Origin of the sequence: Oceanobacillus halotolerans (genome assembly GCF_010993955.1) — a bacterium.
Classification (GTDB): domain Bacteria; phylum Bacillota; class Bacilli; order Bacillales; family Amphibacillaceae; genus Oceanibacillus_A; species Oceanibacillus_A halotolerans.
Window position 1 is genome coordinate 1 of sequence record NZ_WIXL01000016.1, and the last position, 12,632, is coordinate 12,632.

The 12,632-nt window shown below is 37.6% G+C and carries 8 protein-coding genes and 1 other annotated feature (1 of these 9 running past the window's edge); all 8 genes read left to right on the plus strand.

Going from position 1 to position 12,632, the window contains the following annotated elements:
• Positions 1-986: 986 nt before the first annotated feature.
• The 8 genes from GHC26_RS14190 to gltX all read left to right on the plus strand — a co-directional run bounded on the left by GHC26_RS14190 (position 987) and on the right by gltX (position 12,132).
• Positions 987-1,688 (plus strand): MgtC/SapB family protein, encoded by a 702-nt coding sequence (locus GHC26_RS14190; RefSeq protein WP_163971914.1) that lies wholly within the window; start codon positions 987-989, stop codon positions 1,686-1,688.
• Between the two features lie 176 nt (positions 1,689-1,864).
• Positions 1,865-2,332, plus strand: coding sequence for a CtsR family transcriptional regulator (locus GHC26_RS14195; protein ID WP_163971915.1), 468 nt, complete (start codon positions 1,865-1,867; stop codon positions 2,330-2,332).
• A gap of 17 nt (positions 2,333-2,349) precedes the next feature.
• Positions 2,350-2,898 (plus strand): UvrB/UvrC motif-containing protein, encoded by a 549-nt coding sequence (locus GHC26_RS14200; protein WP_163971916.1) that lies wholly within the window; start codon positions 2,350-2,352, stop codon positions 2,896-2,898.
• Positions 2,895-3,959 carry a protein arginine kinase gene (locus GHC26_RS14205; RefSeq protein WP_163971917.1) on the plus strand — a complete coding sequence of 355 codons (1,065 nt, stop codon included), beginning with the start codon at positions 2,895-2,897 and terminating at the stop codon, positions 3,957-3,959. The genes GHC26_RS14200 and GHC26_RS14205 overlap by 4 nt, the downstream gene beginning before the upstream one ends.
• Before the next feature lie 15 nt (positions 3,960-3,974).
• Positions 3,975-6,404: an ATP-dependent protease ATP-binding subunit ClpC gene (gene clpC / locus GHC26_RS14210; RefSeq protein WP_163971918.1), complete on the plus strand. Its 2,430-nt coding sequence runs from the start codon at positions 3,975-3,977 to the stop codon at positions 6,402-6,404.
• Positions 6,405-7,622: 1,218 nt separating this feature from the next.
• Entirely contained in the window at positions 7,623-8,996 is a 1,374-nt protein-coding gene (gene radA / locus GHC26_RS14215) for a DNA repair protein RadA (protein WP_163971919.1), read from the plus strand.
• A 409-nt stretch (positions 8,997-9,405) separates the two neighbouring features.
• A complete protein-coding gene (locus GHC26_RS14220; RefSeq protein ID WP_163971920.1) occupies positions 9,406-10,503 on the plus strand; it encodes a PIN/TRAM domain-containing protein in 1,098 nt (365 codons plus the stop codon).
• A gap of 159 nt (positions 10,504-10,662) precedes the next feature.
• The gene (gltX, locus tag GHC26_RS14225; RefSeq protein ID WP_163971921.1) at positions 10,663-12,132 is read left to right on the plus strand and encodes a glutamate--tRNA ligase; all 1,470 of its coding nucleotides are present in this window, start codon (positions 10,663-10,665) and stop codon (positions 12,130-12,132) included.
• A 280-nt stretch (positions 12,133-12,412) separates the two neighbouring features.
• Positions 12,413-12,632, plus strand: a binding site (T-box leader); it runs 12 nt beyond the window's last position.

Sequence of the window (12,632 nt, forward strand, 5' to 3'; positions counted from 1 at the left end):
AAGTTAAGCTCTCCAGCGCCGATGGTAGTTGGGGCTTTGCCCCTGCGAGAGTAGGACGCCGCCAGGCGACGAAAAAACTAAGGTACAAAACTTGTACCTTAGTTTTTTTTACATTAAATTCAATTTAATAGCAACAATTATCTTTTAGTTAGTTTGATAATATGTCAATGAGTTAACGTGTCCCTTCGTTAATAGCTGCTATATCCTTTTTTCTTTATGTTCATCCATTATAGATGACCAACCCGTGAAAGTGGTGACCCCTAAAGTGAAATTTCACTCTAGCATTTAGGCACAGTACACTAGTCCTAATCATTTCTTCTAACATCCATGTTATGATTTATATACACGTAACTCCACTCCTGCTAATTGGCTTTTGCGTATGGGTAGTAGTTGTTACGTAAATTTTTAGTAGCTGGAAGTTATAAGCTTTTCTATTGCACACGTATGTAGAAAAATTCGGGAATGAGGTGTGGGTAGCGGTGAAATGCTAATCGAAAACGGAGATGTTGGTTCTCTCCGAAATACTGGCATGCCGTAAGTTCAAATAGGCCTTTCGTCATAATAGGTTTGGCAAATGCCAAGTTTTCTAAAAAGGTATAAAAAGTTGGCCTCATTACGTCTTATATAGGAAAGGCCACGTCCAACTACAGCGCCTACCCCCTCGAGGTCATAAGTCAATCATCTTTGTGGCAAAAAACGCCACGTCGAGGCTTGGCTTATGCTTGGCAGATAAGAAACCACTTACTGCATAAGTGCAACTAAGGCTTTCGCCACTTGGCGACAAGCCAAGTTTTCTAATCGGGGGTGATAAAGGCGTTTCTAGCTTTTGTTCAACGTTAGGAAAGTATAAAATTTCAACCAAGAAGTAAACTCGACGTTGCTAAAATTTTAATAAATGTTTCAACATGCCAAAAAATTGCAGAGCACCTTACATATAACCTTAAGAAAATAATATATATAAATAGGTAGGGGGGGTTCGAGATAGTATGGAACAATTTCTGAATAATTATTTTATAGATGATTATTTTGTAATTGCTATGGTCCGTATTTTAATAGCCTTAGTCTTATCTGGCTTAATTGGATTTGAAAGGGAATTGAAAAATCACTCAGCAGGGTTCCGCACACATATATTAGTTGGTGTTGGTGCTTGTTTAATGATGTTACTGTCGTTATATGGATTTGAGATGTTTATTGATAAATATGATCAGGTACGGTTTGATCCTGCGAGAATTCCATCTTATGTTATTAGTGGTATAGGGTTTCTTGGTGCTGGTACAATCATCGTTAATGGAATGACAATACGTGGTCTAACGACAGCTGCTTCAATTTGGACGGTTGCTGGTTTAGGATTGGTAGTTGGAGTTGGGATGTACGCCACTGCAGTGTTTACTACCCTCATTATTTTACTAAGTCTTGTATTCCTAAATAATTTTGAAAGAGTTGTTAGAAAGAATCGTTCCAGTTTATTTATCACAGTTGTTGCACTGTCTAATTTAAAAGTAAAAGAGTTAATTGCTGTTGTGGAGGACCATTCTTTGGCCATTAAGCAAGTGGAAGTGGAGAATGTGGAGAATGATTTACGACATATCCATCTGAAAATTGACTATAATACTTCCGTTAACAAGGTTGTTCTTTTTGAGAGATTGTCGAACGTCAACCTTGTAAAACATGTAGCGGAACGTAATTAAGTAAATCGGTAATGAAAGTTTATGTTTTGTTTTTAAAGGAATTGTCAACAATAAAAGAAGAATAATTAGTTGCATCTGCAAGCATTTCGCGTATAATAAAAGTAAAGTCAAAGATAGTCAAAGTCAAAGGCATTTATATCATTCATACAATTCCCTGCAGGCAGAGGAGGAGGCTCATGGGCAATATATCTGATATTATAGAACAATATTTAAAAAAAGTATTAGAGTCAGGTGGGCATAATGCTATTGAAATAAAGCGGAGCGAAATTGCAGATCAATTCCAATGTGTCCCTTCCCAAATAAATTATGTGATTAAAACACGTTTCACTGTGGAAAAAGGGTATATAGTAGAAAGTAAACGTGGCGGTGGGGGTTATATCCGAATCAGTCGTATCACCCATCAAGATAAGGCAAAATTGATAGACGAAATTATTGAAATGATAAATCCAAAGGTAACACAACATGCATCTGTGGACGTTCTTGATCGATTATTAGAAGAAAAGATCATCACCGAAAGAGAGGCAAAACTAATGCTAAGTGCATTAGATAGAAGTACACTTGCTTTTCAATTACCGTTACGTGATGAAGTACGAGCACGGATTTTAACATCCATGTTAACAACACTTAAATACTTAAAGAAGTGAGAGGGGGAGCCATCGTTATGGAATGCCAAGAATGCCAAAAACGCCCAGCTACACTACATTTCACTCAGGTCATTAATGGAAATAAAACAGAAGTTCATGTTTGTGAGGTATGTGCTAAAGAAAAAGGATATATGACTTATCCTGAAGAAGGATATTCACTTCATCATTTATTATCTGGGCTTTTTAATTTTGATTCATCCCAAATGGGAAGTCAACAAGAGTCTTCTTTCACGAAAAAAGATGAGTTGCAATGTCCGAAATGTGAAATGACTTTATCGGAGTTTAAACGAGTTGGGAAATTTGGTTGTGCAGAATGTTATCATACGTTTGCTGGTCGATTAGATCCTATTTTTCGTAGAGTGCATAGTGGAAATACAAAACATCATGGGAAAATTCCAAAACGAAAAGGTGGCAATTTGCATCTAAAGAAACAAGTACAGGAGTATAAAGCAAATTTACAACAGCTCATTGCAGACGAAGCCTTTGAAGAAGCGGCAAAAATACGCGATAAAATTAAGGAATTACAAGCTGAGATGAAAGATAAAGAGGCGGGTGATAATTCATGACATTACAACAGTTTATGAATGAGGCAATTAGCCCTTGGATGAGAGAGGACGGTCCTGACAGTGATATCGTACTAAGTAGTCGAATTCGCTTAGCACGAAACTTTGCACAAGTTTCATTTCCTATTATTGCAGAGGAAGCTGACCTGAATAGGATTCACCAATTCTTTGAACAGGAATATACACATGCTTCATTTCAGGATTATAAGGATTTTGAATTTATCCCAATTGAAGATTTATCCCCTATTGAAAAACGTGTGTTAGTAGAAAAACATTTAATTAGTCCTCACCTAGCTGAAAAGTCAAAATATGCAGCTTCGTTGATTTCTAAGAATGAACAGGTATCTGTTATGATAAATGAAGAGGATCATATTCGGATGCAGCTGTATTTTCCTGGATTTCAATTAAATAAAGCGTTGGAAAAAGCATTTGAATTTGATGATTGGTTAGAGGAAAAAGTAGACTATGCATTCGATGAGTCAAGAGGTTATTTAACAAGTTGTCCAACTAATGTGGGAACTGGAATGCGCGCTTCTGTTATGATGCATTTACCCGCATTAACGATGACCCAACAAATAAACCGTATGATTCCTGCCATCAATCAACTAGGACTTGTCGTACGTGGGATTTATGGAGAAGGTAGCGATGCGGTAGGAAATATTTTCCAAATTTCAAATCAAATTACGCTAGGTAAATCAGAGTCTGATATTGTAGAGGATTTAGAAAGTGTTGTGCGACAACTTATTGATCATGAACGGAAAGCAAGACAGCGGTTGATGGATCAATCTAGTACAAGAATGGAAGATCATATCTACCGTTCATATGGTATTTTAAAATATAGCCGTATTATAGAATCAAAAGAGGCTGCAAAATGTTTATCTAATGTTCGATTGGGAATAGATTTAGGTTTTATAGATGATATAAAGCGGAATATATTAAATGAGTTAATGGTCCTAACACAGCCAGGATTCCTACAACAATATGCGAAAAAGTCATTAACATCAAATGAGCGAGATATATTACGCGCATCACTTATTCGTGAGCGGATCCAATTAGAAAAATAGTAGGAGGATATGCATATGATGTTTGGACGTTTTACAGAAAGAGCACAAAAGGTGTTAGCATTATCGCAAGAAGAGGCCGTTCGGCTTGGACATAATAATATTGGAACAGAACATATTTTACTAGGCCTAGTACGTGAAGGAGAAGGTATTGCGGCAAAAGCCCTAGAAACGTTTGGTCTTGAGATTTCGAAAATTCAAGAAGAAGTGGAGAAGCTAATCGGAGTTGGCAAAAAGCCAATGCAGACGATTCATTATACTCCTCGTGCCAAAAAGGTTGTGGAATTATCTCAAGATGAAGCAAGAAAGCTTGGACATTCCTATGTGGGCACTGAACATATTCTCTTAGGGTTAATCCGTGAGGGAGAAGGTGTTGCCGCTCGTGTGTTAAATAATCTGGGTATTAGTTTAAATAAAGCAAGACAGCAAGTGCTACAATTGTTAGGTAGTAATGAATCACAAGCAGGTCGCCAAGGTCGTAATCAGGCATCTAGTAGTGCTAATACACCGACATTAGACTCACTTGCTAGAGATTTAACGGTAAGTGCTAAAGAAGGCAATATCGACCCAGTTATTGGACGATCTTCAGAAATTGATCGAGTGATTCAAGTATTAAGTCGTCGTACGAAAAATAATCCTGTTTTAATTGGGGAACCTGGTGTTGGGAAAACAGCTGTTGCGGAAGGGCTAGCACAAAAAATTGTATCAAATGAAATACCAGAGATTCTCCGTGATAAGCGGGTTATGACACTAGATATGGGAACGGTTGTTGCAGGTACAAAATATCGTGGTGAGTTTGAGGATCGGTTGAAAAAGGTAATGGAGGAAATTCGCCAAGCAGGGAATATTATTCTATTTATCGATGAATTACACACCTTAATTGGTGCTGGTGGTGCAGAAGGTGCAATAGATGCTTCTAATATTTTAAAACCATCGTTAGCACGTGGTGAATTACAGTGTATTGGTGCAACCACTTTAGATGAATATCGGAAATATATAGAAAAAGATGCGGCATTAGAACGAAGATTTCAACCTATCCAAGTGGATGAACCAACACTGGAAGAAACAATGCAAATTTTGCAAGGGTTACGAGATCGTTATGAGGCACATCACCGTGTGTCGATAACAGATGAAGCAATCGAAGCAGCTGCTCATCTATCGGATCGATATATTACAGATCGTTTTTTACCAGATAAAGCAATTGACTTAATTGATGAAGCAGGCTCCAAAGTACGTTTACGTTCTTATACCATTCCACCAAATTTAAAAGAACTAGAAGAAAAACTAGAAGAAGTAAAGAAAGAAAAAGATGCTGCTGTACAAAGTCAGGAGTTTGAAAAGGCTGCATCCTTACGTGATTCGGAACAACGCTTGCGAGAGGAACTAGAATCCACAAAGACGAAATGGAAAGAAAAGCAAGGACAACAGGATTCTAAAGTTACGGTAGAAGATATCGCAAGTGTTGTATCTACATGGACGGGTGTGCCAGTCTCGAAATTAACAAAAGACGAAAGTGATCGCTTGTTAAACATGGAAGAGATTCTCCATAGTCGTGTAATCGGCCAAGAGGAAGCGGTTAATGCTGTATCCAAAGCAATCCGTCGTGCACGTGCTGGATTGAAAGATCCAAAACGACCAATTGGCTCCTTTATCTTCTTAGGACCTACAGGGGTAGGAAAAACAGAGCTTGCTCGAGCATTAGCAGAAGCTATGTTTGAAGATGAAGATGCGATGATTCGAATTGATATGTCTGAGTATATGGAAAAACATTCGACCTCTCGATTAGTTGGATCGCCACCAGGTTATGTTGGATATGATGAAGGTGGTCAATTAACGGAAAAGGTCCGGACAAAACCATATTCTGTCGTACTACTTGACGAAATTGAAAAAGCACATCCAGAAGTGTTTAATATTTTACTTCAGGTGTTAGAGGATGGAAGATTAACGGACTCGAAAGGACGCGTTGTTGACTTTCGTAATACTGTTTTAATCATGACATCAAATGTTGGTGCAAGTGAATTAAAGCGGAATAAATACGTAGGGTTTACGTTAGATGATGGGGATCAAGATTATAAAGATATGAAATCAAAAGTAATGGAGGAATTGAAAAAAGCATTCCGCCCAGAATTCCTAAATCGAATTGATGAAACCATTGTGTTCCATTCACTGGAAAAGAAACATATGAAAAATATTGTGACACTAATGGTTGAACAGTTGCAGCGACGGTTAAAAGAACAAGATATTGAGTTTACGCTAACAGATAAAGCGATTGACAAAATTGCCAATGAAGGGTTTGAGCCTGAATATGGTGCTCGTCCATTACGTAGATCGATTCAGAAAAATATTGAGGATTTATTGTCTGAAGAACTGTTAAAAGAAACAATTGCCAAAGGTCAAAAAGTGAAGATTGGTCTAAACAACAAGGGCGAATTTATCGTATTACCATAATAAGTAATGTTCATTTTGCAAGCTAGAAGGGACGAACTTCCTTCTAGCTTTTCTTTTGCTTTTTTTAGATATTATGTTGTTTCCTTACCATCGGAGTTGATGTAAATTGCGACGTAACTTGATATTATGATAGTGCAATCACTCGCTTCGGAAAAACACTACGCTTTCACCATGGGCATAAGTGCGACATCTGTTCAAACTATTCGTTTTCACAGTGTCTTCTTCAACGCAGGCACGGCCTAAGCCTCCTCTTTAGAAAAGCTAAAAGCGCCTTGGTCACCCCCGATTAGAAAACTTGGCTTTTCGCCAAGTGGCGAAAGCCTTAGTTGCACTTATGCAGTAAGAAAGTTTTTCTTATCTGCCAAGCTTAAGCCGAGCCTCGGCGTGGCGCTTTTTGCGCGTAATGAGGATTGACTTAAGACCTCGAGGGGGTAGGCGCTGAAGCTAGACATCGGAAGAAGACCACTTCCTACTCAGGTCTTCGGACACGTGCTGTTCCTGCAGGAGTCGACTGTCCTACGCTCCAAACAACTATCGTGTTAGCAATATAAATGACACGAGTTAGAATAGCACAAATAAGCGGAGTAAAAACACGAAGACTCCTACGTCGGCGGCTAAAAACGGTCACGTCCTGTGACCAATGCCGACACTAGAACGTCCTATTCGTCGAAACGAGCCTAAGAGACCCCGCAGTGTGGGTTTCGCAACGGAGGCTCGTGGGAGTCCGTGGAAAGCGAAGTGTTTTTCCGGAGCGGTAGTAGCGATTGCTATACTACCATTTTACGTCGCAATTTATACAAATTGTTAAATAAAACTTCTCACTCAAAATAGGGTGTGAAAAGTCGCAAGGTTATAGAAAACAGCTATTCTTTATCCCGCATGTAACGGGCAGTAAGACCCCCACTCCAAGATTTCAAGGAGATCCAAGAAAGATAAGTGGGGGATCAAACTGCCCGTAAATGTCCGATTCGTTCAACTAACAATCAGTGGGGAGGAAGAAACCCCCACTGATTGAAGTTTCACTTTTAGATGCATTAATTCAATAGAATCAATGGTACAATAAACATGAATTCCATACTGAAGTGATTCATTAATAGCTGTCTATATTTATGTGGCAGAATTATGGAATTTTTAAGGACAAAATAATAGAAATTTGTAACCTATGTGATATGGCATTCGTATACAATAATAGATATGATAGAAAGGGTAGAGGATTATATGGCAAAACGAAAAACAAAGTATGTCTGTCAAGAATGTGGCTATGAATCAGCTAAATGGATGGGCAAATGCCCTGGGTGTAATAACTGGAATACACTAGTTGAAGAATTGGAAGCATCGAACACCAATCAACGGCATACATTAGGAAGTGGTACAAAAAGAGTAACAAAACCCGAAAAAATTACTGAAGTCGAGTCCCAAAAAGAACCTCGAATGACTACAAAGATGAAAGAATTTAATCGAGTATTAGGTGGTGGGGTTGTACCAGGTTCGTTAGTTTTAATAGGTGGTGATCCTGGTATAGGCAAATCAACATTGTTATTACAAATCTCATCCCAACTAGCGGATAAGAATCTTTCAGTACTTTATATTTCAGGTGAGGAATCAACGAGACAAACAAAATTGAGAGCAGATCGATTAGGTGTACAATCGGATTCATTATATGTACTAGCAGAGACTAATCTATTGGATATAGTCACACAGATTGAACAAATAAAACCATCGTTTGTTGTCATTGATTCTATCCAAACCATTTTTCGAGAAGAGATAACAAGTGCACCAGGAAGTGTTTCACAGGTACGTGAATGTACAAGTGAGCTAATGAGGGTAGCAAAGTCGAATGGTATCCCTATTTTTATTGTCGGTCACGTTACAAAAGAAGGTGCAATAGCGGGACCACGTATGTTGGAACATATGGTAGATGCAGTTCTTTATTTTGAAGGAGAAAGACATCACACGTATCGAATTTTACGTGGCGTAAAAAATCGTTTTGGTAGTACCAATGAGATGGGTATTTTTGAAATGAAAGAAGAGGGGTTACGGGAAGTGTTAAACCCATCTGAAATTTTTTTAGAGGAACGCCCACATGGTGCTGCTGGTTCAACGGTTGTTGCCTCTATGGAGGGAACGAGACCAGTTTTAGTAGAAATTCAAGCACTTATTTCACCGACCAGCTTTGGAAACCCTAGACGAATGGCTACAGGTATTGATACGAATCGAGTTCCGTTATTAATGGCTGTATTAGAGAAACGTGCAGGTCTAATGTTGCAAAATCAAGATGCTTATATCAAAGTAGCTGGTGGCGTCAAATTAGATGAGCCAGCCATTGACCTAGCTATTGCCGTTAGCATTACCTCTAGTTTTCGAGATCAACCAACAAAGCCAGATGATATCATTATCGGAGAGGTTGGATTAACTGGTGAAATAAGACGAGTATCACGGATTGAACAAAGAGTACAAGAAGCAGCAAAACTAGGATTTAACCGAGTAATTTGTCCAGAGAAGAATTTAGATGGGTGGACGATACCAACTAATATACAAGTAATTGGTGTGAACACGGTTCAAGATGCAATGGAAGTGGCTATTATTAGATAATCCTATATTGAAAAAATAGTTCGATTTCTGATATTAATGAATTGACATTAATATTATAGTATGATATAATTTTTTGTTTGCTCATTTGACTCAAACTAGTTGCTATGCTATGATTTAAATGATATTATCCATTTTTAGCAGTTAGGAAAGTATAAAAATTTTCCTACTGCATAAGTGCAACTAAGGCATTCACCAATAAAGGCTTGGCGAATGCCAAGTTTTCTAATTTTTACACGTTAGGAAAGTATAAAATTTTAGCTAAGAGGTGGATTCGACCTGGTTAAAATTTTAATGTCCCAAGTATAAGAAAAACGACACATTCGCTAAGGACGAGCGAATAAGAGTTTTTCTAATAAAAGCGATTATTTTTCATAAGGTTGGCAATAATAACGCGTAGGAGGTGAAGGTGGTGCTGAAAAAAATTGTGCACTTATTTTTTATAGTAGCTGGTGGTACTATTGGATATTTATATATGCCAGATATTGTAAGAATGTTAGATTTTACAGATGCGAACTGGGTAGCATCGCCATACTTAGGTTCAGTTGTAGGTGCAATTATAATCTTCCTTTTAACGTTTTGGATTACAGATTATATTGTTGGACTATTGCGTTGGATAGAAGAGGCACTTATAAAGGTTCCGGTTGGTGATCTATTTTTTGGTAGTTTAGGTTTAATTATTGGATTAGTAACTGCTTTTTTAATTAACATCCCGTTAACAGACATTGAAATTAAATTGGTTTCACAAGTGATTCCACTATTTTTAACGGTTTTATTAGGTTATTTTGGATTTCAAGTCGGGTTTAGACGCCGAGACGAATTTGTAAATTTATTAAATATTAATCGTAAAGAAAAAGATAAAAAGAAAGCTGTCGCAAGTGAAGATGTAGATGTTCCAGTACCAAAAGCTAAAATATTAGATACTAGTGTTATTATTGACGGGCGTATTGCAGACATTTGCCAGACAAACTTCTTAGAAGGCACGATTGTCATCCCACAATTTGTGTTAGGGGAATTGCAACATATTGCGGATTCTTCAGACGTATTAAAACGCAATAGAGGTCGTCGTGGACTAGATGTGCTAAATCGAATTCAAAAGGAATTACCAGTAAAAGTAGAGATTTATGAAGGTGATTTTGAAGAGATTAATGAAGTAGACAGCAAACTGATTAAATTGGCAAAAGTAATCAATGGAATTGTGGTTACAAATGATTTTAATTTAAATAAGGTATGTGATCTTCAAAGTGTACCTGTGCTTAATATAAATGATTTAGCCAATGCAGTAAAACCTGTAGTACTCCCTGGAGAAGAACTAATGGTTCATGTTATAAAAGATGGTAAAGAACAGAATCAAGGCATTGCCTATTTAGATGATGGAACAATGATCGTGGTAGAAGAAGGTAGAGACTATATTGGCAAAACAATTGAGGTATTAATAACAAGTGTTTTACAAACATCAGCAGGTCGAATGATATTTGCAAAACCAAAATTACTTGAAAAAGCTTTATAAAAACGATATAACATAAGGGGATATGAAAAGTGATAACTAAAAAATGTTATCACTTTTTGTTATACTGGTAAAAAAGTATCTTTTAGAAAATGACAGTATATCAAACGTAAAGATACGTGTACACTATACATAGCCTTATAAAGGAAGGGGAACATTGTCATGACAAATGAAGTTCGTGTACGATATGCGCCTAGCCCAACAGGTCAATTACATATTGGAAATGCGCGTACTGCACTATTTAACTATTTATATGCTAGACATTTTAACGGGAAATTTATTATTCGTACAGAGGATACCGATGATAAACGAAATGTAGAAGGTGGAGAAGAAAGTCAGCTAAAATTTCTAAAATGGCTTGGAATTGAATGGGATGAGGGTGCTGACATTGGAGGAGAATACGGTCCATATCGTCAAACCGAGCGTTTAGATATCTATCAAAAGTATGTCGATGAATTGCTAGAACGTAATTTAGCTTATAAATGTTATATGACGGAGGAAGAGTTGGAAGCAGAGCGAGAGGAACAACGAGCAAAAGGACAAGTTCCAAAATATTCTGGTGCACATCGTGATTTAACAAAAGAGCAGTGTGAGCAGTTTGAAAAAGAAGGTCGTAAACCAAGTATCCGTTTACGTGTTCCAGCTAATCGTACGTATACGTTTCATGATATGGTACGAGGAAATATTACCTTTGAATCGAGTGATTTTGGTGATTGGGTTATTGTGAAGAAAAATGGGATACCAACGTACAATTTTGCAGTAGCGATTGATGACCATATGATGAAGATCTCTCATGTGCTTCGTGGTGAAGAGCATATTTCCAATACGCCAAAACAAATGATGATTTATGAAGCATTTGATTGGACTCCACCACAATTTGGTCATATGACCTTGATTTTAAACGAGGATCGTAAAAAGCTAAGTAAACGTGATGAGCATATTGTGCAATTCATTGAACAATACCGTGATTTAGGATACTTACCAGAGACAATGTTTAATTTTATTACCTTACTAGGCTGGTCACCGGTTGGGGAAGAGGAAATTTTTGATAAGGAAACCTTGATTGACATTTTTGATCCAGATCGTTTATCGACATCAGCAGCAATTTTTGATCCACAAAAATTAAAATGGATGAACAATGTTTATATTAAAGACCGCGACCTAGAGTCGATCATTGATTTAACCATGCCACATTTAATTAAGGCAGGAAAACTACCAGAAAATATGGATGAGGAAACGAGGGAATGGGCAGAACGGGTTATTGGCTTATACAAAGAACAGTTACGCTACGGTGCGGAAATTGTAGAGCTAACCGAGATGTTCTTTAAGGAATCTATTACCTACGAAAATGATGCAATGGAAGTGCTCAAAGGGGAACAGGTTCCAGAGGTATTACAAGTTTTCACAGATAAGTTAATCCACTTATATGAGTTCAATAAAGACACCATTAAAGCAGAGATTAAAGCAACGCAGAAGGAAACTGGCCATCGTGGGAAGAAACTATTTATGCCAATTCGTGTTGCAACAACTGGTCAAACCCATGGACCCGAACTACCGTTAGCAATTGAACTTTTAGGCAAAGATCGAATTCTAAATCGATTGGATGCGATCCTGAAAGAATTAGGTGCTTAACGATTCACATTCCATTTGATATGTAATATAGTAATAAATAAATATAGGCTGTTTTCTAAAAGATTGTTGCTCAACTATATAGCTTAATGCATAGTTGATGTAAATTGCGTCGTTGATTTCCGCTTCGGACAGTCGCTTTCACCACGGGCACTTATGCCCCTGGTGAAAGCGAAGTGTATTTCCAGAGCGGATAAACACTCTATACATCGCCTTAACTTACGTCGCAATCTATAGAAGATGAGACATTAAAAAACAACAAGAATGGGAAAAGAGCTTAAATATATGAGCGATGACAAGGAAAAGTAGAAAATGAAGGCTTATCACAGAGAGAATCACCTTTGGCTGCGAGTGATTTTAAGCATCATTTTTGAAGTGCCCCTTGGAGTCCGTTATGGAACTTTAGTACATAACGGCGGTACTCTCCCGTTATGAGAGGAAGAAGTTGGGAGGATAATAGTAATAAATATTCTCCTCCAAACAGAGTGGGACCGCGCTAAAAA